General features: G+C 45.5%; 19 protein-coding genes and 6 tRNA genes. 23 read left to right on the top strand and 2 right to left on the bottom strand.

All coding sequences use genetic code 11. The features are described from left to right. Positions 1–194 precede the first annotated feature (194 nt). The 19 genes from recX (at position 195) to luxS (ending at position 17,255) form a co-directional block, all read left to right on the top strand. A complete protein-coding gene (gene recX / locus NL647_RS22025) occupies positions 195–662 on the top strand; it encodes a recombination regulator RecX (RefSeq protein WP_009703750.1) in 468 nt (155 codons plus the stop codon). A gap of 142 nt (positions 663–804) precedes the next feature. Next, entirely contained in the window at positions 805–3,387 is a 2,583-nt protein-coding gene (alaS, locus tag NL647_RS22020) for an alanine--tRNA ligase (protein WP_005452121.1), read from the top strand. A gap of 202 nt (positions 3,388–3,589) precedes the next feature. Then, positions 3,590–4,777, top strand: a complete 1,188-nt coding sequence (locus NL647_RS22015) for an aspartate kinase (protein WP_005452123.1) — start codon at positions 3,590–3,592, stop codon at positions 4,775–4,777. 92 nt (positions 4,778–4,869) lie between these two features. Continuing rightward, the gene (gene csrA, locus NL647_RS22010; protein WP_004415691.1) at positions 4,870–5,067 is read left to right on the top strand and encodes a carbon storage regulator CsrA; all 198 of its coding nucleotides are present in this window, start codon (positions 4,870–4,872) and stop codon (positions 5,065–5,067) included. Between the two features lie 243 nt (positions 5,068–5,310). Further along, a tRNA-Ser gene (locus NL647_RS22005) sits at positions 5,311–5,402 on the top strand. A gap of 31 nt (positions 5,403–5,433) precedes the next feature. After that, positions 5,434–5,510, top strand: a tRNA-Arg gene (locus NL647_RS22000). Positions 5,511–5,539: 29 nt separating this feature from the next. Further along, positions 5,540–5,631, top strand: a tRNA-Ser gene (locus NL647_RS21995). Positions 5,632–5,716: 85 nt separating this feature from the next. Then, a tRNA-Arg gene (locus NL647_RS21990) sits at positions 5,717–5,793 on the top strand. Positions 5,794–5,849: 56 nt separating this feature from the next. Continuing rightward, a tRNA-Arg gene (locus NL647_RS21985) sits at positions 5,850–5,926 on the top strand. A 57-nt stretch (positions 5,927–5,983) separates the two neighbouring features. Next, positions 5,984–6,060, top strand: a tRNA-Arg gene (locus tag NL647_RS21980). A 595-nt stretch (positions 6,061–6,655) separates the two neighbouring features. Then, the gene (locus tag NL647_RS21975; protein WP_005448441.1) at positions 6,656–6,913 is read left to right on the top strand and encodes an oxaloacetate decarboxylase subunit gamma; all 258 of its coding nucleotides are present in this window, start codon (positions 6,656–6,658) and stop codon (positions 6,911–6,913) included. Positions 6,914–6,946: 33 nt separating this feature from the next. Next, positions 6,947–8,746: a sodium-extruding oxaloacetate decarboxylase subunit alpha gene (gene oadA, locus NL647_RS21970; RefSeq protein WP_253650675.1), complete on the top strand. Its 1,800-nt coding sequence runs from the start codon at positions 6,947–6,949 to the stop codon at positions 8,744–8,746. 9 nt (positions 8,747–8,755) lie between these two features. After that, a complete protein-coding gene (locus NL647_RS21965; protein WP_005438059.1) occupies positions 8,756–9,886 on the top strand; it encodes a sodium ion-translocating decarboxylase subunit beta in 1,131 nt (376 codons plus the stop codon). 148 nt (positions 9,887–10,034) lie between these two features. After that, entirely contained in the window at positions 10,035–10,985 is a 951-nt protein-coding gene (locus NL647_RS21960) for an NADP-dependent oxidoreductase (protein ID WP_009701936.1), read from the top strand. After that, positions 10,979–11,440 carry a YqaA family protein gene (locus NL647_RS21955; RefSeq protein ID WP_009698760.1) on the top strand — a complete coding sequence of 154 codons (462 nt, stop codon included), beginning with the start codon at positions 10,979–10,981 and terminating at the stop codon, positions 11,438–11,440. Before NL647_RS21960 ends, NL647_RS21955 begins: the two co-directional genes overlap by 7 nt. A 9-nt stretch (positions 11,441–11,449) precedes the next feature. Then, positions 11,450–14,293, top strand: coding sequence for a pitrilysin family protein (locus NL647_RS21950; RefSeq protein WP_049535458.1), 2,844 nt, complete (start codon positions 11,450–11,452; stop codon positions 14,291–14,293). Positions 14,294–14,456: 163 nt separating this feature from the next. Next, complete coding sequence (gene gshA, locus NL647_RS21945) at positions 14,457–16,025, top strand: glutamate--cysteine ligase (protein WP_017189127.1); 1,569 nt, start codon at positions 14,457–14,459, stop codon at positions 16,023–16,025. A 19-nt stretch (positions 16,026–16,044) separates the two neighbouring features. Continuing rightward, a complete protein-coding gene (locus NL647_RS21940) occupies positions 16,045–16,650 on the top strand; it encodes a hypothetical protein (protein ID WP_029790340.1) in 606 nt (201 codons plus the stop codon). A gap of 86 nt (positions 16,651–16,736) precedes the next feature. Next, complete coding sequence (gene luxS, locus NL647_RS21935; protein ID WP_005448429.1) at positions 16,737–17,255, top strand: S-ribosylhomocysteine lyase; 519 nt, start codon at positions 16,737–16,739, stop codon at positions 17,253–17,255. A 91-nt stretch (positions 17,256–17,346) separates the two neighbouring features. Here luxS and NL647_RS21930 read toward each other — a convergent pair whose 3' ends face one another. Together NL647_RS21930 and NL647_RS21925 are read right to left on the bottom strand one after the other, a co-directional pair. Then, on the bottom strand, positions 17,347–18,621 hold the full coding sequence (locus NL647_RS21930) for an HlyC/CorC family transporter (RefSeq protein WP_005446238.1): 1,275 nt from the start codon (positions 18,619–18,621) through the stop codon (positions 17,347–17,349). 154 nt (positions 18,622–18,775) lie between these two features. After that, positions 18,776–19,570, bottom strand: a complete 795-nt coding sequence (locus tag NL647_RS21925; protein ID WP_005446240.1) for an inner membrane protein YpjD — start codon at positions 19,568–19,570, stop codon at positions 18,776–18,778. A 213-nt stretch (positions 19,571–19,783) separates the two neighbouring features. Between NL647_RS21925 and ffh the strand changes: the two genes are divergently transcribed. From ffh to trmD, 4 genes are all read left to right on the top strand, one after another. Further along, positions 19,784–21,166, top strand: a complete 1,383-nt coding sequence (ffh, locus tag NL647_RS21920; protein WP_187992703.1) for a signal recognition particle protein — start codon at positions 19,784–19,786, stop codon at positions 21,164–21,166. Positions 21,167–21,376: 210 nt separating this feature from the next. Further along, positions 21,377–21,625, top strand: a complete 249-nt coding sequence (gene rpsP / locus NL647_RS21915; protein ID WP_004410028.1) for a 30S ribosomal protein S16 — start codon at positions 21,377–21,379, stop codon at positions 21,623–21,625. 28 nt (positions 21,626–21,653) lie between these two features. Beyond that, complete coding sequence (rimM, locus tag NL647_RS21910; protein ID WP_005446245.1) at positions 21,654–22,202, top strand: ribosome maturation factor RimM; 549 nt, start codon at positions 21,654–21,656, stop codon at positions 22,200–22,202. 27 nt (positions 22,203–22,229) lie between these two features. Then, entirely contained in the window at positions 22,230–22,973 is a 744-nt protein-coding gene (trmD, locus tag NL647_RS21905) for a tRNA (guanosine(37)-N1)-methyltransferase TrmD (RefSeq protein WP_005446247.1), read from the top strand. The last annotated feature ends 10 nt before the right edge of the window (positions 22,974–22,983 follow it).

Raw genomic sequence — 22,983 nt, 5'->3', positions numbered from 1 at the left:
GTCATATTGAACAAGGCCCTGCTATGCGGGGCTTTGTTGTATCTGCTGAAATAAAAATCGAAAAAACAAAGGCTGGGCTTATATCAACTAGGGTAGGCAAGCGATCAGAACTAGCGTGTTAGTAGGTTAGAGTGAGCGGTTATTTACTACGATTGAGATAAACCCTGTACAGCAAAAACAGTTTTAGGATCACCATGTACCAAAAGCGTCAAGCGCCGGCTCTATCTAGCAAAGAAGCGGCTATCCAATTATTGAGCCGTCGAGACCATGGGCAATACGAGTTATACCAAAAGCTGGCTCTAAAAGGTTATGAAGAGGCAGACATTGAAGTTGCGATTAATTTTTGTCTCGACCACAACTATTTAGATGACCTGCGTTACGCCAAAAGCCAAGTGCGCCAGCATGTTTACAAAGGTCACGGTGAGCGCCGCATTCGTCAAGAACTGAACCAAAAACGTGTTGCAGAATCCATCATCGATATGGCGATGGCAGAAGAGCCACAAGACTGGTTTGAACTGGCAAGAATGGCTGCTGAGAAGAAATTCAAAGGAATAAAAGCCAAAGACCAGAAAGAGTACGCTAAACAAGTGCGATTTCTGCAATATCGTGGCTACAGTTTTGACCAAATTAGCTATGCGCTGAGCTTTGAGGACGAAGATTAACGGTCAGTCGTTCGCACTGTTTTTTGTTTTGCTTCAAATTTTTTCTTCTAATGCCTCTTTTCCGCAAGAAAACTAGTCGTAGCTGATTGCATGATCTACAATACGGCAAAATTCTAACTCGACTATTTTCAGGAAGAGCTGCATGTACATGAGCACTGATGAGGTTCGTAACGCGTTCCTCAAGTTCTTTGAGAGCAAAGGACACCAAATCGTAGAAAGTTCATCGTTAGTTCCACATAACGACCCAACCCTGCTGTTCACAAACGCGGGTATGAACCAATTTAAAGATTGTTTCTTAGGCTTAGAAAAACGAGCCTACACTCGAGCGACTACGGCTCAACGTTGTGTACGTGCTGGTGGTAAACACAACGACCTGGAAAACGTTGGCTTTACAGCTCGTCACCACACTTTCTTTGAAATGCTAGGTAACTTCAGCTTTGGTGACTACTTCAAGGAAGACGCAATTTCTTTCGCATGGGAATTCCTAACAGAAACCCTTAAGCTGCCAGCAGACCGTCTACTTGTAACAGTTTACGAGACAGACGACGAAGCATTCGATATCTGGAACAAAAAAGTAGGCGTTCCAGCAGACCGCATTATTCGCATCGGCGACAAGAAAGGTGGTAAACCATACGAGTCAGATAACTTCTGGCAAATGGGTGACACAGGTCCTTGTGGTCCATGTACTGAAATCTTCTACGATCACGGTGAGCACATCTGGGGTGGCCGTCCTGGCACACCTGAAGAAGATGGTGACCGTTTCATCGAGATCTGGAACAACGTATTCATGCAGTTCAACCGTCACGCAGACGGCACTATGGAACCGCTACCAAAACCATCGGTAGATACTGGTATGGGTATCGAGCGTATCTCTGCAATCATGCAAGGCGTTCACTCAAACTACGAAATCGATGTATTCCAAGCTCTTATCAAAGCTGCTGCTGAAGTGATTGGTTACGAAGATCTATCAAACCAATCGCTACGCGTTATCGCTGACCACATCCGTTCATGTTCATTCCTGATCGTTGATGGCGTTATGCCTTCAAACGAAGGTCGTGGTTACGTTCTACGTCGTATCATCCGTCGTGCAGTTCGTCACGGTAACAAGCTAGGCGCACAAGGTGCATTCTTCCACAAACTGGTTGGTGTACTAGCGGAAATTATGGGTACGGCTGGTGAAGAGCTGAAGCGTCAACAAGCTGTGGTTGAAAAAGTACTGCGTATCGAAGAAGAAAACTTCGGTCGTACACTTGAGCGCGGTATGGCGATTCTAAACGAAGCGCTAGACAACCTAGACGGTAAAGTTCTAGACGGCGAAACCGTATTTAAACTTTACGATACTTACGGCTTCCCAGCTGACTTAACTAACGACGTTGCACGTGAACGTGAGTTTGCAATCGACGAAGAAGGTTTCGAGAAAGCGATGGAAGAGCAGCGTCAACGTGCGCGTGAAGCTGGTAACTTTGGTACTGACTACAACGCAGCAATCAAAGTTGATACGCAAACAGAATTCTGTGGTTACGCAGGCACTAAAGGCTCTAGCTCTGTAGCGGCGATGTTCGTTGAAGGCAACGAAGTAGAATCTCTATCTGCAGGCGACAAAGCAATCATCGTGCTTGGTGAAACACCATTCTACGCAGAGTCAGGCGGTCAGTGTGGTGACGCTGGTGAAATCCGCACTGAGTCTGGTGTATTCCGTGTTGAAGACACTCAAAAACTAGGTAACGCAATCGCACACCACGGTGTAATGGCAGAAGGCGTTCTAGCGAAAGGTGACGAAGTAGCAACTATCGTTGACGCAGAGCGTCGTGCAGCTATTTCTCTAAACCACTCAGCAACGCACTTGCTACACGCAGCACTTCGCCAAGTTCTTGGTGAGCACGTAACGCAGAAAGGCTCTCTAGTGAAAGCTGACAGCCTACGTTTCGACTTCTCACACCTAGAAGCCGTAACTGCAGCAGAATTGAAAGAAGTTGAGCGTCTGGTTAACGCGCAAATTCGTCGTAACCACACGATTGAAACTAACGTGATGGACATTGAGTCTGCGAAGAAGAAAGGCGCAATGGCACTATTCGGCGAGAAGTACGACGACGAAGTACGCGTACTGTCTATGGGCGACTTCTCTACTGAACTTTGTGGTGGTATCCACGCTTCAAACACAGGTGATATCGGTCTATTCAAGATCACATCTGAAGGTGGTATCGCAGCAGGTATCCGTCGTATCGAAGCGGTAACGGGTGAAGGTGCACTAGATGCAATCGAAGCTCAAGCGGCTAAGTACGAAGAGAAACTGGCTGAATCAGCACAGAAAGCAAAATCTCTAGAGAAAGAAATCCAGAAACTGAAAGACAAGATGGCTGCGGCAGAAAGCGCAAACATCATGGGTAAAGTTCAGGACATCAACGGTACTAAAGTACTGATTGCTGCTCTAGAAGGCGCAGATAACAAGAACCTACGTACTATGGTTGATGACATCAAAAACCAAGTCGGTAGCGGCGTTATCCTTCTTGCAAACGTGAACGATGACAAGATCGGTCTGATTGCAGGTGTAACCAAAGACCTTATCGGCAAAGTGAAAGCGGGTGACCTAGTTAAGATGGTTGCAGAGCAAGTTGGCGGTAAAGGCGGTGGTCGTCCTGACATGGCGCAAGCAGGTGGTACTGATGTTGCAGCGCTACCTGCGGCGATTCAATCTGTACAGCCTTGGCTAGAAGAACGCCTATAAGCTTTTAAAAAATGATTTACGCTCAATCAAGCTTCTTTGATTGGGCGTAATTTTTTTATGGTAACCAAGTGGTTTAATTGACCGTATTTTAACCAGGTCATTTACGCTGCTTGGTTTTTATTGTAACTACCGCTTATATAATTTATCTCAATGGAGTATGAGTGGTCCTAATGAGACTTTGGTCTTGGGAAGGTGAAGACTGGTGAAAAAGCCCCTTATCGTGCAAAAGTTTGGTGGAACCTCTGTGGGTTCAATTGAAAGAATCCACCAGGTAGCTGAACACATCATTAAGGCGAAGAATGATGGTAATCAAGTTGTCGTTGTTGTGTCTGCAATGTCAGGCGAAACAAACCGACTAATGGAACTGGCTAAGCAAGTAGATAGCGTTCCAACTGCTCGAGAACTTGATGTTTTGCTCTCTGCTGGTGAGCAAGTGTCGATGGCACTGCTAGCAATGACTCTGAATAAATTGGGTTACGCTGCACGCTCACTTACCGGAGCACAAGCGAACATTGTGACGGACAATCAACACAATGACGCGACGATTAAACACATTGATACTTCTACGATTCTGGATTTACTTGAACAAGACCAAATCGTGATCGTAGCAGGATTCCAAGGTGTGAATGAAAATGGGGATATCACCACATTAGGTCGAGGTGGCTCAGATACGAGCGCAGTGACACTGGCTGGCGCGTTAAGCGCTGATGAGTGTCAAATCTTTACCGACGTTGATGGTATTTATACTTGTGACCCACGTGTAGTAAAAAACGCTCAAAAGATGGCAGTTATTGATTTTCCTTCGATGGAAGCGATGGCTAGCCGCGGAGCAAAGGTATTACATCTTCCTTCTGTGCAGTATGCGTGGAAGAACAATGTACCGCTACGCGTGCTTTCGACATTTGATTTGAACGAAGGCAGTTTGGTAAAAGGGGAAGCAGGCTCAAAAGCCGTCTCTGGTATAGCTATTCAACGTGACCTTGCCATTATTGAAGTCGACAACGAACATTTGTCTAGCATTACAAAGCAATGTCAGATGTTGGGTATCGACATTTGGAATGTGATCGAGGAAACAGAACGAACAGGTATCATGATAAAACAAGATGCATGTGCCAAGTTGGATCTGGTGTTCAGCGATAAAATCCGTAATAGTGAAGCTGTAAGCCTGTTGACCGCTGTGGGGCTAGAAGCCAATGGAATGGTTGACCATGCCTGTGAATTGTTGGCACAGCAAGATATTGCAATCAATTTCTGTTCAACGAATGCACTCACTATGATGCTAGTCTTACCACCTATGTGTGTGGATGCAGCAGCAAACATTCTTCATGATGCTTACGTTACATCTAGTGAAGCATTGAACATTCAGCAAAAACATGCCTTTTTGGGCTAATTTTCAGTGACAAGGTAGTTTACGAAAATATAACTTTTGTTGGATAATAGCTTTGTAGCAAGAAAATTTAGAGATTACTCAAGGAGCAAAGAATGCTAATTTTGACTCGCCGCGTAGGCGAAACACTTATGATTGGTGATGAAGTGACTGTAACTGTACTAGGTGTTAAAGGTAACCAAGTACGTATCGGCGTTAACGCTCCGAAAGAGGTTTCTGTTCACCGTGAAGAAATCTACATGCGCATTCAAGCTGAAAAAGGCAATGGTAACGTTGCTTCTGGTAACTACTAAGCTGCTCCTGTTTACAGAGCTTAGTTTGAATGAAAAAGGCTAGCCGAAGGGCTAGCCTTTTTAGTTTCTGATTAATGTCATTTTTTAAGAGAAGACTCTCTTTTTTTCATCATAATAGGGTGGTAAAGTTTGTTTAATAGTCACTTTGATTAAATCCGCATCGGTTAAGCGATTTTTGCGTTTTTTTTCAAAGAAAGTGTTTGACATATTTTCGGTAAAACGTAATATGTGCCTCCGCAAGACGGTGAGGTGGCCGAGAGGCTGAAGGCGCTCCCCTGCTAAGGGAGTATACGGTTTATCCCGTATCGAGGGTTCGAATCCCTCCTTCACCGCCATTCTTGCAACGTTGAGAAATCAACAAAAAGTGCGTCCTTAGCTCAGCTGGATAGAGTACCTGGCTACGAACCAGGCGGTCGGAGGTTCGAATCCTCCAGGACGCGCCATATCTCTTTTGAGATATAACAATGAAAACGGTGAGGTGGCCGAGAGGCTGAAGGCGCTCCCCTGCTAAGGGAGTATACGGTTTATCCCGTATCGAGGGTTCGAATCCCTCCTTCACCGCCATTCATTGACTGGCCCAACGGCCTTTTTTTTGTTTCGTAAGAAATGAATGTGATTTACTTCACAACTTCTTAGCAAGAAGATCTGCGCGTCCTTAGCTCAGCTGGATAGAGTACCTGGCTACGAACCAGGCGGTCGGAGGTTCGAATCCTCCAGGACGCGCCACTATTTAATAATTCGTTTGATAAACGGGTTATACAAAGTAAAATAAAGATTACTGCGCGTCCTTAGCTCAGCTGGATAGAGTACCTGGCTACGAACCAGGCGGTCGGAGGTTCGAATCCTCCAGGACGCGCCACTCTTTAGGGTTTCCTTGTGAACTCCTGATATTGGGAATACTGATATCGAAAACCGTGCGTCCTTAGCTCAGCTGGATAGAGTACCTGGCTACGAACCAGGCGGTCGGAGGTTCGAATCCTCCAGGACGCGCCACTCTTTAAAAAAGCCTCGCTTATGCGAGGCTTTTTTGTATCTGCTGCTTGGCTAAGATATTGTGTCTCTCTTGCGTATTTATCACCGCTTCTTCGCGCTAGATTCTGCTTCAAGCGCCTGATCCTGAGCTATTTTCGCTAATACGCTTGTTTCGCTTAAATAGTCATCTTAAAGCTCCACCTTGCGCTTTCTCGAGCCTGATTGATTTACGATGGTAGAGAACCCCATCCAAGCATCGATAATAAAACTAATGTTTTATTATTGTTAATGTCGTGTTTTTGGTGTGTTAATTCATTCTATCCTTTTGTTTTTATTTCACTTTATTCTTAAAGCATCTTTTCATTTTGAAATCCCAATCGCAGTTTTTGCAAGTACTTTAATTTAGTGTGGTTATATGTTGAGCGATCCCACTAGGGAAGTGAATTTTAGTGCAATTTGTGATCTGAGTAGTGAATAAATAATCAATGTTAGAGATTATTTAAAAGCTTCCTTAAACAAAATTGACAAAATTTAACCAATCGAGATAATCCATTGGTCGGGATTTGACGCTATTAAAGTCCTGCGCATTGTCAGGATGACAAAGAAAGGAAGCAACATGACGAATATAGGAAGCCTGCTAGTAGATGCGGCCACCCTGATGCTAACAGGGATGGCGGTCGTATTTATTTTCCTCACCATTCTAGTTTATCTCGTTCGGCTAATGTCTAAATTGGTGCCAGAAGAAGTACCAGCGCCGATCGCAGCACCGAAAACAAATACCAACGTTCAATCAACCTCTTCAGCTGTTAGTCCACAAGTAGTGGCGGCGATCTCGGCTGCGATTCATAAACATCGCGCCTCAGTCGCGAAGTAGCCGAAAGATAGGATTAAAAAGGAGTTTAAGAGCATGTCTAAACCACTAGCTATCACTGATGTGGTCCTTCGTGACGCCCATCAATCCCTGTTTGCTACGCGTATGCGTATCGAAGATATGCTGCCTATCGCAGCTGAGTTAGATAAGGTTGGTTACTGGTCGTTAGAGACCTGGGGTGGCGCAACATTTGATGCGTGTATCCGTTTCTTGGGTGAAGACCCATGGGAGCGCCTACGCGAATTGAAAAAAGCAATGCCAAATACACCAATGCAAATGCTACTGCGTGGTCAAAACCTTTTAGGATACCGCCATTATGCCGATGACGTAGTAGAGAAGTTTGTTGAGCGTGCGCACGTGAATGGTATGGATGTATTCCGTATCTTTGATGCAATGAATGACGTACGTAACTTCCAAAAAGCGGTGAAAGCCACTGTTGATGTTGGTGCACATGCGCAAGGAACATTGTCTTACACCACGAGCCCAGTGCATAACGCAGACACATGGGTTGACCTTGCTAAACGTCTTGAAGACTTAGGTTGTCACTCTCTTTGTATTAAAGATATGTCTGGTCTGCTTAAACCTTATGAAGCGGAAGAGCTGATCACACGCATCAAAGCATCTTGTGATGTGCCACTAGCGCTTCACTGTCATGCAACGACCGGTCTATCTACTGCGACTGCCGTGAAAGCTGTAGAAGCGGGTATCGATATTCTTGATACTGCGATTTCTTCGATGAGTTGTACATACGGTCATACGCCTACTGAGACCGTGGTTGCGATGCTGCAAGGCACTGAGCGAGATACTAATCTGAAACTAGACCAAATCGAGCCTATCGCGGCTTACTTCCGTGAAGTACGTAAAAAATACGCGAAGTGGGAAGGTCAGCTAAAAGGTGTGGATTCACGTATTCTAATCGCCCAAGTTCCAGGGGGCATGCTGACCAACATGGAAGGTCAGTTAAAAGAGCAAGGCGCTGCGGACCGAATTGATGAAGTATTGGAAGAGATCCCACGTGTACGTGAAGATCTTGGCTTTATTCCACTGGTCACGCCGACATCTCAGATTGTTGGTACTCAAGCGGTAATCAACGTTCTGACAGGTGAGCGCTACAAGAGCATCACCAAAGAAACGGCAGGTGTTTTAAAAGGTGAATACGGTGCCGCTCCTGCGCCAGTTAATGCTGAATTACAAGCGAAAGTACTTGATGGTAAAGAGGCAATTACCTGTCGTCCAGCGGACTTGCTTGAAGCGGAAATGGAAACCCTAACTGTTGATTTGATGGAGAAAGCGCAATCTGAAGGCATTAAGCTTGCGAGCGAACGTGTCGATGATGTATTAACTTACGCGTTATTCCCTCAAGTTGGTCTGAAATTCCTGAAAAACCGTGGCAACCCAGATGCGTTTGAGCCAGCACCAACGTTAGAAGCTGCGAAACCTGCCGCTGCACAAGTAACACAGGCTGCTGCTGCTGGTGGTGGTGTTGAAACATACAGCGTGCGAGTTGATGGGCAAGTTTATGAAGTTGAAGTAGGTCCGCAGGGGCAATTAACATCGGTAACGCCAAGTGGGGCAGCCGCACCGGTTCAACCTGCAGCGCCAAATGCTCCTGTTAATAGTGCTGCTGAAGCGGTTCCTGCACCTCTTGCTGGTAACATCTTTAAAGTGAATGTTCAGCCCGGTGTTGAAGTAGCGGAAGGTGACGTTCTACTCATCCTAGAAGCAATGAAGATGGAAACTGAAGTTCGTGCTGCGCGCGGTGGGGTGGTTCAAGAACTGAACGTGAAAGAAGGTGATGCCGTTACTGTTGGTTCACCGCTGCTGAGTCTGGCGTAAGGGAGTATCATGGACGGATTGATGACCTTATGGTCAGAAACAGGGATCGCTAACTTTGAGTTCGGCCAAATCTGTATGATGCTGGTTGGTTGCACCTTGCTGTTTTTGGCGATCAAAAAAGGCTTTGAACCCTTACTGTTATTACCTATTGGTTTTGGTGCCATTTTAGCGAACATTCCCAATGCTGGCTTTACCGATCCAGGTGGTTTGCTCTACTACGTTTATTACATTGGTATCGAATCGGGCGTGTTCCCGCTGCTGATCTTCATGGGCGTGGGGGCGATGACTGATTTTGGTGCTTTGATTGCAAACCCAAAAACCTTGTGGCTAGGTGCTGCGGCGCAGTTTGGTATTTTCGCGACGCTGTTTGGGGCGATTCTGCTTAACTATGTTCCGGGTATGGAGTTCTCCATGGCGGATGCGTCGTCTATCGCGATTATCGGTGGTGCGGATGGCCCAACGGCGATCTTCTTAGCGAGTAAGCTCTCTCCAGACCTGTTAGGTGCGATTGCCGTGGCGGCATACAGCTACATGGCACTGGTGCCGATCATTCAGCCGCCGATCATGAAAGCCCTAACCACGAAGGAAGAACGCCAGATCAAGATGGCCCAGCTTCGTCACGTTGGTAAGTGGGAGAAAGTGATCTTCCCGCTTGCTGTGTTACTGATGACGATTTTGTTCTTACCTTCCGCGACACCGTTGGTTGGTATGTTCTGTCTGGGTAACTTGATGCGTGAAGCTGGCGTGGTGGATCGTTTATCGAAAACCGCTCAGAACGAGCTGATCAATATCGTAACGATCTTCTTAGGTCTTGGTGTGGGCTCTAAGCTGCAAGCTGAGCAGTTCTTGAATCTAGAAACGCTAGGTATCTTGGGACTCGGTGCAGTCGCATTCAGTATCGGTACTGGGGCAGGTGTTTTGATGGCGAAGCTTCTCAATAAGTTCTCGAAAGAAGACATCAACCCACTTATCGGTGCTGCAGGCGTTTCTGCAGTACCAATGGCAGCGCGTGTTGTGAACAAGGTCGGTTTGGAAGCAAACCCACAAAATTTCTTGCTGATGCACGCAATGGGACCAAACGTAGCTGGTGTTCTTGGATCGGCGGTTGCCGCTGGTATCTTACTGGCACTGGTGGGGTAGTACACCATCTTGAGTTGTTTGTTGGAAAATTGGTGAAATAGAATTATCTACCAATTTACAAATTGACGATTAACTTCGGTAAACAAAATGGTTTATAGTCAAAGGGATGCTCTTGCATCCCTTTTTGTTTTCTCTCAGGGAATGGGTTATGGAACACAAACAGATCGCTATTACCGAATTCGGCAACGCAGAAGTTCTTGCAATTCAAACCACCTCAACACCAACCCCACAAACAGGGGAAGTCTTAGTTAAAGTGGCATACTCTGGCGTTAACCCTATTGATGTCAAAACGCGAGCGGGGCTTGGTTGGGCTGCGGCACAAAACAAAGACAACTTACCTTGGGTACCCGGTTATGATATTTCGGGGAAAGTCGTTTCATGTGGCGAAGATACCTCTCGTTTTCAAGAGGGTGATGAGGTAGCTGGCTTTATCGGTTTCCCTATTCGAGGAGGCGGTTACAGCCAATACGTTTGTGTTCCTGAATCTGAATTAAGTCACGTTCCCAATTCGGTCGCCTTAGAGGCAGCGGCAGTATTACCACTTGCAGGTCAAACTGCGGCTCAAGCGCTGAGTAAAGCTAATGTGACCGAAGGTGACCGTGTATTGATACTTGCCGGAGCTGGTGGTGTTGGTCACTTAGCCGTGCAAATTGCAGTTGCGACCAAAGCAGAAGTGTTTACCACCTGTAGTGAACGAAATTTGGACTACCTCGCTACTTTAGGTGCACACGCAGTGAACTATCAATTTGCACCAGTGTCAGAACGTGTTGAAGATGTGGATGTTTTGATTGATCTTGTTGGTGGCGATGCCGCTTTAGACGCACTCAAATGCCTGACAGATAACGCTCGAGTCATTACTGTTCCAACGATTACTGCAGAACTGATTTGTGAAAAAGCCAAGCTACTTGGTTTTGAAGCCAGCGGTATGTTAGTTGAACCTGACCGTGAACAACTTGACACTTTGTTGTACATGGTTGGCGTTGGGCTGTTAAAAACTGAAGTACAACACGTCTATCCGATGACCGATGTTATTGAAGCTCACAAACAAGTCGAATCGGGGCGGACGCGAGGCAAGATCTTGCTTGATATGACATGTTAGAAGCATTTAATGCTGCCTTTGAAAACTTAGCTTTATGGTTTTCTGACTCCGCATTGTGGGTGCTATTCATTACTGGTTTTCTTAGTGCCACTCTATTGCCAGGTGGCTCTGAAGCTGGATTGATTGCCACCTTATCGTTAAACCAATACTCGGTTTCTTCCATCATTATTGTTGCCACCATTGGTAATACCTTGGGCGGTCTCACCAACTATTGGTTGGGTTTGTGGATTCCAAATAGAACTCAGGATGAGAAGCATGGGCATACCGCATTGAAGTGGCTGTCCAAATACGGGTATTGGGGATTGTTTTTTAGTTGGTTGCCAGTGATTGGCGACCCGCTATGTTTAGCGGCAGGATGGTTAAGGATGAAATTTCTGCCGTGTTTGGTTCTTATATTTTTAGGCAAAGCCGCAAGGTATAGCTTGTTGGCCGCCATCTATCTCGGTTTATTTTAAGGAAAGCGCATGAGAATGTTTTGGGTTAGCGCGTGTTCACTATTAGTGATCACGGGCTGTGCATCAAACTCCCCTGTATCATCATTGCCTGATGGAGTTACTTTCGTAGAGTCATCAAAAGCGGAAGAAGGCAAAGTGAAAATTCCATACCAGAAGTATCAGTTGGACAATGGTTTGACGGTCATTCTGGCACCTGAAGCGTCGGATCCACTTGTACACGTTGATGTCACATATCACGTTGGTTCGGCACGTGAAGAAATTGGCAAATCTGGTTTTGCTCACTTCTTCGAGCATATGATGTTCCAAGGTTCTGAGAACGTTGGTGACCAAGAGCACTTTAAGATCATTACAGAAGCTGGCGGTACACTAAACGGCACGACTAACCGTGACCGCACGAACTACTTTGAAACTGTTCCTGCTAATCAGTTAGAAAAAATGTTGTGGCTTGAGTCAGACCGCATGGGCTTTTTGCTCGATGCCGTCTCACAGCATAAGTTTGAAATTCAACGCTCAACAGTTAAAAACGAACGCGCGCAGCGTTATGACAACCGTCCTTATGGTTTGATTTGGGAACGCATGGCAGAAGCGCTGTACCCAGAAGGTCATCCATACTCGTGGCAAACGATCGGTTACGTTGAAGATCTTGACCGCGTTGATGTGAACGATCTGAAAGCCTTCTTCCTACGTTGGTATGGTCCAAACAACGCAGTACTAACCATTGGTGGTGATATCGATGTTGAGCAAACATTAGCGTGGGTGAATAAGTACTTTGGTTCAATCCCTCGCGGACCTGAAGTGGAAAATGCACCTAAGCAGCCTGCAAAGCTAGCAGAAAGCAAGTTCATCACCTTAGAAGATCGTATCCAGCAACCAATGGTTATGGTGGCATGGCCGACAACCTACAATGGCGAAGCCACTCAAGCGTCACTTGATACTCTATCAAGCGTGTTAGGTAGTGGTACTAACAGCGTGCTTTACCAAGACCTAGTAAAAACACAAAAAGCAGTAGATGCAGGTTCTTTCCATGACTGTGCTGAGCTTTCTTGTAATTTTTACGTCTACGCGATGGGTGATTCTGGTGATAAAGGCGACCTCACCAAGCTATATGATGAGCTGATGACATCGTTGGGTAAGTTTGCGAAGGACGGGGTGACGAAAGATCGTTTGGAGCAACTTAAAGGTCAATCTGAAGCCGATGCGATTTTCGCTTTAGAAAGTGTGAAAGGTAAAGTGACACAGCTAGCGTCGAATCAAACTTTCTTCGGCAAGCCAGATTTGATTGAGGAACAGCTTGAGCAACTTCGTGCTGTAACGCCTGAGTCGGTAGAAAAAGCATACAGTGATTTTATTCAAGGTAAGAACAAGGTCACCTTGAGTGTTGTGCCAAAAGGTAAAACAGAGCTTGCTGTGAAACCAGCGACATTCGTGACACCAAAACGCACTCTTCCTGAGTATGAAAAAATCTCAGACGATCAATTGGCTTACCGCCGAGCAACTGACAACTTTGACCGTTCTATTCAACCACCTGTGGGGGCGCCTGTTGAGGCAACCATGCCGAAGTTGTATGACATCCACTTCAACAATGGTTCTGAGTTGTTGGGTACAGTAAGCAGTGAAACACCAACCGTCACCATGCAGTTTAGTTTACCTGCTGGAACACGTTTCGTTGAAGCTGGTAAGGAAGGTTTGGCTCAACTGACTGCCGCTATGCTGCAAGAAGGAACAACCAAACGTTCAGTAGAAGAGATTCAAGCTGAACTTGATAAGTTGGGCAGTGTTATTTCTGTCGATGCGACAGGTTACACAACAGACATTAGTGTTTCCGCCCTGAAGAAAAATCTAGCGCCAACACTTAAGATTGTCGAAGAGATGTTGTTGTCTCCGGCATTTAAGCAAGAAGACTTTGACCGAGTTAAGACGCAAGCGTTAGAAGGCTTGGTGTATGAGCATCAAAAACCAAGTTGGATGGCGTCGCAAGCTAGCCGTCAAGTGTTGTACGGAGATTCTATTTTTGCTCGTCCAAAAGATGGCACCAAAGCGGGGCTCCAAGCTCTGACTCTCGATGACGTGCGTGATTTCTATGCGAAGCACTACACACCTCAAAGTGCGCAAATTATTGCGGTTGGTGATATCAGCAAAGCTGACGTTGAGAAACAATTGTCGTTTTGGGCAAATTGGGAAGATGAAGCGGCACCTTTGTATGCCCCTCAAGCCATTGCTCCGCTAGGTCCACAAAAAGTTCATTTGGTGGATAAGCCAGGAGCTCCGCAAAGTGTGGTCATGATGGTCCGTCAAGGCATGCCTTATGATGCGACGGGAGATTTCTATCTGGGTCAGTTAGCAAACTTCAACTTAGCCGGTAACTTTAACAGTCGTATCAACCAAAACCTTCGTGAAGACAAAGGCTACACTTATGGTGCCTATGGCTATTTCTCTGGAAATGTAGAAACGGGTTCTGTTGTATTTACAGCGCAAGTGCGTGCGGATTCGACCATTGCCTCTATTGTCGAAATGGAGAATGAGTTGAATGAGTTCTCACAATCGGGCATGACTGAAGATGAATTGAAATTTATGCGCCAAGCAGTCGGTCAAAAAGATGCACTGAAATATGAGACGCCTACACAGAAAAGCAAACTCATCAGTGATATTTTGAAATACAACTTAGACAAAGACTACTTACAGCAACGAAACGCTATTGTTGAGACTGTCGACAAACAGACTCTCAACGCTCTAGCACAGAAATGGTTCGACCCGAATGACTACCAGATAGTTGTTGTCGGGGACGCGAAATCCCTTCGCCCTCAACTAGAAAAGTTAGGGAAAGACGTGGAAGAGCTTGAAATCATTCGATAGAGTACACATTTAATAGCGGAGAGGAGACTCTCCGCTATTCGTTTCTAACTAGATAAATGACTTTTTGATGGGTTATTTATCTAGATGGATTATATATCAACAACTTAGCTTTCACTTGCCACGCTTGGCGAGTGTCCTGCTCCCAATATAAGCGAACCTCATTTTGACTGATTTTGCTGCGCGACTAAAACAAGTTGCATCAAACCCAGAAGTATTTAAGCAGTTTGGACGCGGTGTTGAGCGAGAAACTTTGCGCTATCGTCAGGATGGACACCTAGCAACAACACCTCATCCCGAGGGTTTGGGCTCAGCGTTCACAAACAAATGGATTACGACCGACTTTTCAGAATCCCTGCTGGAGTTCATCACTCCTGTATCGCACGAGATCCCTGAATTAATGGGGCAGTTGAAAGATATCCATCACTTCACTCAAACCAAAATGGGTGAAGAGAAAATGTGGCCACTTTCAATGCCATGTTACGTGGGCTCGGAGGATGATATTCAGCTGGCACAATATGGCTCATCGAACTCAGCTAAAATGAAAACGCTTTATCGTGAAGGTCTAAAACGCCGCTACGGTAGCCTGATGCAAATTATCTCGGGCGTGCATTTTAACTTCTCTTTTCCTGAATCATTCTGGGACGCTCTGCATGGCAAACAAGATGAAGAAGCACGCCAAGAAACGAAATCTGCTGCGTACTTTGCGCTGATTCGTAATTACTACCGTTTTGGCTGGATGATTCCGTACTTCTTTGGGGCGTCACCAGCACTTTGTGGTTCATTCATTCAAGGTCGTGAAACTGACCTACCATTTGAGAAAGTTGGCGGCACTCTATACTTGCCTAAAGCGACGTCGCTGCGCCTAAGTGATCTCGGTTACACCAACAGCGCACAAAGCGTACTTAAGATTGGCTTTAACTCTATCGAGCAGTATCTTGATGGTCTAGATGATGCAATTCGTCACCCATCGGAAGAGTTTGCTCAGATTGGGGTAAAAGTGGATGGTCAATACCGTCAACTTAACTCGAACATTCTGCAAATTGAAAACGAACTGTACGCGCCAATTCGTCCTAAACGTGTAACTAAGAGCGGTGAAAAACCTTCTGAAGCGCTTAAACGTGGCGGTGTAGAGTACATTGAAGTTCGTTCGCTAGACGTGAACCCGTTCAGCGCCGTTGGTGTGAGTGAAGAGCAGGTTCGCTTCCTTGATCTATTCCTTACTTGGGCGGCACTTTCAGATTCTGACCCAATGGACAACTGTGAGCTTGAATGCTGGCGTGACAACTGGAACAAGGTCATTGTGTCTGGTCGTGAGAAAGGTTTGATGCTACAAATCGGTTGCCAAGGTGAGCGCCTGTCTCTACAAGACTGGGCACATCGTGTGTTTGCTGACCTTCGTCAGATTGCGGTTGAAATGGACACGGTTGCTGGTGGAAATGCGTACCAAGCAGTTTGTGACAAACTTGAGTCTTGGATTGATGAGCCAGAGCTAACCATTTCTGGTCAGTTGCTTGAGCTGACAAAAGAGCATGGTGGTTTAGGTAAAGTGGGTTGTGCGCTTGGCATGAAATTCCGCGAAGAAAACCTAGCACACAACTATGAACAATATTCAGCCGATGCAATGGAAACGGAAGTTGCAACATCGGTAGAGAAACAAAAACAAGCAGAGCAAAGCGATACTCTATCGTTCGATGATTTCCTAGAAGATTACTTTGCTTACTTAAAACAATAACCAGCAGTAAGGGCAGGGATTGGACATTAAGCCGTTAGTGGTGTCTGTGCTTGGGAGCGTGATGTTAGCCGGTTGTGCAACTGCGCCCCCAAAGCAACAAGATAACCTATGTGAAATATTCCGAGAAAAATCCGGTTGGTACGAAGATGCCAAAGACATGGAAGAAGAGTGGGGCACACCGATAAATGTTGCCATGGCGATCATTAAGCAAGAAAGTAGCTTTCGTCATGATGCTCGACCGCCAAAAGATTACATTCTCGGTTTTATTCCATGGGGACGTGTCAGCAGTGCTTACGGTTATGCTCAAGCTCAAGACCCTGCTTGGGAAGATTTTCAAAAAGCGACAGGACAAGGTGGTTCACGCACCAATTTTGACGATTCAATGATGTTTGTCGGTTGGTATACCCATGAGACTCGTCGTCAATTAGGCATTTCGTTATGGGACCCTTACAACCAGTATCTTGCGTACCATGAAGGACGTGGTGGCTATAAGCGTGGGACCTATAAAAGCAAACCTAGCTTAGTTAAAGTTGCAAGACGCGTGGAGCAAACCGCCAAGACTTATGGCTGGCAGCTGAAGCAATGTCGTCAGGAATTAGAAGACAACAGCAGCTGGTTCTTTTAGTCTCCCCCCTAATAGTCAGAGGGGAAATGAACAGAAATAATGACCAATACGTGTAAGTATTGGAGGTTACAATCAGGAGAGATGTAATGCCTTTATTAGACAGTTTTACCGTAGACCACACACGTATGCATGCGCCAGCAGTTCGTGTGGCTAAAACGATGCAAACTCCAAAGGGAGACACCATCACAGTATTTGACTTACGTTTTACTGCACCGAACAAAGACATCCTTTCTGAGAAGGGAATTCACACTTTAGAGCATTTGTACGCTGGCTTTATGCGCAACCACTTAAACGGTGATAGCGTTGAGATCATCGATATCTCACCAATGGGTTGCCGTACCGGTTTCTACATGAGCTTGATTGGTACGCCTTCAGAGCAGCAAGTGGCGGATGCTTGGGTTGCAGCAATGGAAGACGTATTGAAAGTAGAAAGTCAAAACAAGATCCCTGAGCTGAATGAATACCAATGTGGTACAGCTGCAATGCACTCTTTAGATGAGGCAAAGCAAATCGCGAAAAACATTCTAGAAGCGGGCGTTGCAGTCAATAAGAATGATGATTTGGCACTGCCAGAATCTATGCTGAAAGAGTTACGTATCGACTAACTTAGCGTTGAGTTTAGATCTCTGAAAACAAAAAATAGCCTGACACTGTCAGGCTATTTTTTTGTTGATTAGAATATTCAAAGTGGTGAAGTTAACTGCTCTTCTTGAGCTTTGGGTACACCTTCACCAGCTTGATGCGGTTCTCTTCAATATCGACAATTTCCATTGGATGTCCGGCAACTTGCACACTCAAGTGGCTTTCAGGAATGTCTTCTAAATGCTCTAGAATCAGACCGTTCAAAGTGCGTGGACCATCGGTTGGTAGTTTCCATTTCAAGCCTTTGTTGATGTCACGAATGTTGGCGCTACCTTCAATCAGGAAGCTGCCGTCACCTTGAGGAGTAATCTCTTCTGACAAGCTTGGTGCAATGGAAGTCGTAAATTCACCAACAATCTCTTCTAAGATATCTTCCAAAGTGACGAGACCATTAATGTCACCATACTCATCGACAATCAAACCGATACGCTGCTTGTTACGCTGGAATTTCAACATCTGCACATTCAGTGGCGTACCTTCTGGGATGTAGTACACCTCATCAGCAGCGCGCAGTAGTGTTTCTTTGTTGAATTCATTCTTCTCTAGCATTAATCGGTATGCTTCACGTAGGCGCAGCATACCAACGACTTCATCAATCTGATCACGGTACAACACAATGCGACCATGAGGAGAGTGAGTAAGCTGACGGACGATAGATTTCCAATCATCATTGATGTCGATCCCTGTGATCTCATTGCGTGGCACCATGATGTCGTTAACGGTGACGTGTTCTAGATCCAGAATCGATACCAGCATGTCTTGGTGACGACGAGGGATAAGACCGCCTGCTTCATTAACGACGGTGCGCAGTTCTTCTGAGCTTAGATGATCTTCTGTGGTGTGATCGGCTTTCACACCAATCAAACGGATAAAACCGTTAGTAATGAAGTTAACTAACCTCACCAGAGGTGACAGAATTTTCATTAGAATGGTGAGGAGAATGCTGCTCGCGTAAGAGACGCGCTCTGGGTAAAGCGAGGCGATGGTCTTCGGTGTGACTTCTGCAAACACAAGGACAACCATGGTGAGTGCGCCAGTGGCAATCGCAACCCCTAAGTCTCCGTATAACCGCATACCTAAAATGGTTGCGATGGCAGACGCGAGAATATTGACGAGGTTGTTACCGATAAGAATAAGACCAATCAGTCGATCTGGGCGGTCTAGTAGTTTTTCGACTCGCTTCGCCCCTTTATGCCCATTATTGGCTAAGTGCTTTAAGCGGTATCGGTTCAAAGACATCATCCCTGTTTCTGAACCGGAGAAGTAACCTGATATGACGATAAGACACGCGAGTAGCGCAAATAAGATACCCGTAGATATGTCGTCCAAAACGCTGCTGTTCCTTGTATGTGTTTGGTTAATTTATGACCGAGCTTGGCCATTAAGTCAATGCAATAAGGGTTACTCTATTTTATTTGCCCTTTAATATAAAGGATAAGGAGCCCTAGGCTCCTTATTAATTGCATTTTATAGATGGAGAACATCAACTTAAGATGATTTCTTTCACAAAGCGACTACCGAAGTACGCTAAGGTTAACAAGGTCGCCCCTGCTACCGCGAACCATGTCACTTTCTTGCCTCGCCAGCCTTTCTGGTAATGCCCCCAAAGTAGAATTGAGTACACAACCCAAGCGATGAAAGAAAGGATACCTTTATGAGCTTTTCCTTGAGCAAACATGTCTTGTACAAAAACAAAACCAGTAATCAAGGTTCCCGTTAGGAGCAAGTTACCAATCAAAATAATCTTGAACAGTTGACGCTCTACCATCATCAAAGGTGGCAAATTCGGATTAATTGCTAACGACTTCTTGGCTTTTAGTTTGTGGTCGAGCCACGCAAGTTGCAGTGCGTATAGGGCACCGATAGTTAAAGTTGCGTAGGAAAAGAGCGCAAAGGAAATGTGTATAAGTAGCTTAGGGTCGTTCTCTAAATGCTTAATAAAAGTGCTTGGTAAGAAAGTAGCAGCAGTTAAATTGATGGCAGCAAAGCTATAAACCACAGGAAGAAGGAACCACAAGCGGTTCTTCAGCATCGCAACGCTCATCACCAGCGAGATAATAAAGCTGATAAGAGAGGCGACATTAAGAATGCTGAGGTTTTGCCCTGAACCGTCGAAAATCAGATCACTCAGAATCCAAGCGTGAAAAACCAACGCACATGCCGCGCTGGCAAATACGGTTTTCGCTTTAATTCCTGACTGTTGAGAGAGTCCGGGAATGATGGTCGCAATTGCCAGAACGTAAAGAATGGCGGCTGCGATGGCAATTAAGCTATCCATGAATCTTAAGAGTTATTGTGCACAATGGTGAAAATTATACCTTGCATTACTCTTTGGGGCTATGGGCTATGCCTCATCAATCACGAGAGATGAGATATTGAAATTAACGAGTTAGCCCTCAAGTTAAGGATAAGAGCCGTGTTCGGGTATGACTGTGACGTTGGCTAAGGTATACTCACACTAATTAATCGCCATTTTAGCGAAGAGACAAAGATGTTTGAGAATTTAACGGATCGATTATCCAAAACGCTGAAGAATATCAGTGGTAAAGGTCGTCTGACCGAAGACAACATTAAAGAAACCCTACGTGAAGTACGCATGGCACTATTGGAAGCGGACGTTGCGCTTCCTGTTGTACGTGAATTTGTAAACCGCGTTAAAGAAAAAGCGGTAGGTGTAGAAGTTTCTAAATCCCTAACGCCGGGTCAAGAGTTCATCAAGATCGTTCAAGCTGAGCTTGAAGCGGTAATGGGTGAATCTAATGAAGCACTGAACCTAGCAGCGCAGCCGCCAGCAGTGCTTTTGATGGCGGGTCTACAAGGTGCGGGTAAAACTACATCGGTAGGTAAGCTATCTAAGCTTCTAAAAGAGCGTGATAAGAAGAAAGTTTTGGTTGTGTCTGCCGACGTTTACCGTCCTGCAGCGATCAAGCAGCTAGAAACCCTAGCATCAGACATCGGTGTCGATTTCTTCCCATCTTCACCAGATCAAAAGCCACTTGATATTGCTAATGCAGCAATTGACTACGCAAAGAAGAAATTCTACGACGTATTAATTGTCGATACCGCTGGTCGTTTGGCTATCGATGAAGAAATGATGGGTGAGATTAAAGATCTTCACTCAGCGATTAACCCGGTTGAAACACTGTTCGTTGTTGATGCAATGACAGGTCAAGATGCGGCGAACACAGCAAAAGCATTCGGTGATGCACTACCACTAACTGGTGTGATTCTGACTAAAGTGGATGGTGATGCACGTGGTGGTGCGGCGCTATCAGTTCGTCACATTACGGGTAAGCCAATCAAATTCCTCGGTGTGGGTGAGAAAACCGACGCACTAGAACCATTCCACCCTGATCGTGTTGCATCGCGTATTCTAGGCATGGGTGATGTACTGTCACTGATTGAAGACCTACAACGCAATGTTGACCAAGACAAAGCAGAGAAGCTAGCGAAGAAGTTCAAAGAGAAGAAAGGCTTCGACCTTGAAGACTTCCGTGAACAGCTCGGTCAAATGCAAAACATGGGTGGCATGATGGGCATGCTAGACAAGCTTCCAGGCATGTCTCAGTTACCATCAGACGTGAAAGACAAAGTTGATGACAAGATGTTCAAGCAAATGGAAGCGATCATCAGCTCAATGACAATGAAAGAACGTCAACGCCCAGAAATCATCAAAGGGTCGCGCAAGAAACGTATCGCTGCGGGTTCTGGTGTTCAGGTTCAAGACGTTAACCGTCTGCTGAAACAGTTCACCCAAATGCAGAAGATGATGAAGAAAATGCAGAAGGGCGGCATGAAAGGCATGATGCGTAACATGCAAGGCATGATGGGTGGCATGGGCGGAGGCGGTGGCTTCAACCCATTTGGTCGTTAAACGATTGCCTAGACTTTAGTTTCAGGGTGTTAGCTACGTCACAAACTTGGATTTCAATTTATGTTGGTGAAAAAGTAACTAAACCCCTTGCATTGCTCCGGGATAAGAGTAAAATTCCGGAGCTTTATTTTGGCACGAGACCCCAGATTATTCAGTTTTTTGGATGATTGTTGGGGTTAATTTTATTTTTGAGAAAGCAAAGAGGACGACATGGTAACCATTCGTTTGGCACGTCACGGCGCTAAGAAGCGTCCATTTTATCAAATCGTAGTAGCGGACAGCCGCAACGCTGCAACTGGCCGTTTCATCGAGAAAGTTGGTTTCTTTAACCCAACTGCACAAGGTCAAGAAGAAGGTCTACGTCTAGACCTAGACCGCGTTAACCACTGGGTTGGTCAAGGCGCGTCTCTATCTGACCGCGTTGCTAAGCTAGTTAAAGACGCTCAAAAAGCGGCTTAATTTTTACTTTAGAAGTAGAAACTAGTTTATGTCGATGAAAGGTAAAGAAACAATGAGCAACGAAAAGATTGTTGTAGGCAAGTTTGGTGCTACTTACGGCATTCGTGGTTGGCTTAAAGTTTTTTCCTACACAGACAATGCTGAAAGCATTTTCGATTACAGCCCTTGGTTTATTAACCAAAAGGGTACGTGGGTTGAGTTCAAAGTAGAAAGCTGGAAGCGCCATAACAAAGGTATGGTGGCTAAGCTTGAAGGTCTGGAAGTTCGTGAAGACGCACACTTACTGACGAACTTTGAGATTGCTATTGACCCTGCGGTACTACCTGAATTGTCAGAAGATGAGTTCTACTGGCGTGAATTGTTTGGGATGCAAGTAGTAACCACTAAAGGTTACGATCTCGGTGTCGTATCTGACATTCTAGAAACTGGCTCAAACGATGTTCTGGTTGTTAAAGCAAATCTAAAAGATGCTTTCGGGCAAAAGGAACGATTAATCCCGTTCCTTGAAGAGCAAGTGATCATCAAAGTTGATCGCGAAGCTCAACGGATCGAAGTTGACTGGGATCCTGGATTCTAATCTCCAAAATTACAGAGCGAGATAAACATGTGGGTTGGCGTTATTAGCCTTTTTCCTGAAATGTTCCGTTCTGTTACTGATTTTGGGGTAACAGGTCAAGCGGTTAAAAAAGGTCTTTTGTCGATTGAGACTTGGAATCCTCGTGATTTCACTCATGACAAACATCGCACTGTCGATGACCGACCTTACGGTGGTGGTCCTGGTATGTTAATGATGGTTCAGCCTTTGCGCGATGCCATTCATACCGCGAAAGCAGCCTCACCGGGTAAGACGAAAGTCATTTACCTTTCTCCTCAAGGTCGTAAGCTCGATCAGAAAGGCGTTGAAGAACTGGCAACGAATGAGAATTTACTTCTGATTTGTGGTCGTTACGAAGGGGTAGATGAGCGCATCATTCAATCTGAAGTCGACGAAGAATGGTCGATTGGAGATTTTGTGATGACGGGTGGTGAGATACCTGCCATGACGTTAATCGATTCTGTCTCTCGGTTTGTTCCGGGTGTACTAGGGGATTTCGCGTCAGCAGAGGAAGATTCTTTTGCAAATGGTTTGTTAGATTGCCCTCACTATACGCGTCCAGAAGTATTGGATGACAAAGAAGTACCAGCGGTACTGATGTCAGGCAATCACAAGGACATTCGTCAATGGCGACTAAAACAGTCGCTGGGCCGAACTTGGCTTAGAAGACCAGAGCTCCTGGAAAACCTAGCTCTGACTGACGAACAGGAACAATTACTTGCTGAGTTCATTAGTGAACATAGTGCAAAGTAACCTAATTTAT

It is taken from the genome of Vibrio sp. Y29_XK_CS5 (assembly GCF_024181835.1).
In the GTDB taxonomy this organism is placed as follows: Bacteria; Pseudomonadota; Gammaproteobacteria; order Enterobacterales; family Vibrionaceae; genus Vibrio; species Vibrio harveyi.
Note: the sequence above shows the minus strand (reverse complement) of the source record. Positions and strands in the feature narration are given on the sequence as shown.

Bases quoted from the DNA above. Each gene is read 5' to 3' on its own strand.
- recX (WP_009703750.1), top strand. From the start codon at position 195: ATGTACCAAAAGCGTCAAGCGCCGGCTCTATCTAGCAAAGAAGCGGCT.
- alaS (WP_005452121.1), top strand. From the start codon at position 805: ATGTACATGAGCACTGATGAGGTTCGTAACGCGTTCCTCAAGTTCTTT.
- csrA (WP_004415691.1), top strand. From the start codon at position 4,870: ATGCTAATTTTGACTCGCCGCGTAGGCGAAACACTTATGATTGGTGAT.
- NL647_RS21975 (WP_005448441.1), top strand. From the start codon at position 6,656: ATGACGAATATAGGAAGCCTGCTAGTAGATGCGGCCACCCTGATGCTA.
- oadA (WP_253650675.1), top strand. From the start codon at position 6,947: ATGTCTAAACCACTAGCTATCACTGATGTGGTCCTTCGTGACGCCCAT.
- NL647_RS21965 (WP_005438059.1), top strand. From the start codon at position 8,756: ATGGACGGATTGATGACCTTATGGTCAGAAACAGGGATCGCTAACTTT.
- NL647_RS21960 (WP_009701936.1), top strand. From the start codon at position 10,035: ATGGAACACAAACAGATCGCTATTACCGAATTCGGCAACGCAGAAGTT.
- NL647_RS21955 (WP_009698760.1), top strand. From the start codon at position 10,979: ATGTTAGAAGCATTTAATGCTGCCTTTGAAAACTTAGCTTTATGGTTT.
- NL647_RS21950 (WP_049535458.1), top strand. From the start codon at position 11,450: ATGAGAATGTTTTGGGTTAGCGCGTGTTCACTATTAGTGATCACGGGC.
- luxS (WP_005448429.1), top strand. From the start codon at position 16,737: ATGCCTTTATTAGACAGTTTTACCGTAGACCACACACGTATGCATGCG.
- NL647_RS21925 (WP_005446240.1), bottom strand. From the start codon at position 19,570: ATGGATAGCTTAATTGCCATCGCAGCCGCCATTCTTTACGTTCTGGCA.
- ffh (WP_187992703.1), top strand. From the start codon at position 19,784: ATGTTTGAGAATTTAACGGATCGATTATCCAAAACGCTGAAGAATATC.
- rpsP (WP_004410028.1), top strand. From the start codon at position 21,377: ATGGTAACCATTCGTTTGGCACGTCACGGCGCTAAGAAGCGTCCATTT.
- rimM (WP_005446245.1), top strand. From the start codon at position 21,654: ATGTCGATGAAAGGTAAAGAAACAATGAGCAACGAAAAGATTGTTGTA.
- trmD (WP_005446247.1), top strand. From the start codon at position 22,230: ATGTGGGTTGGCGTTATTAGCCTTTTTCCTGAAATGTTCCGTTCTGTT.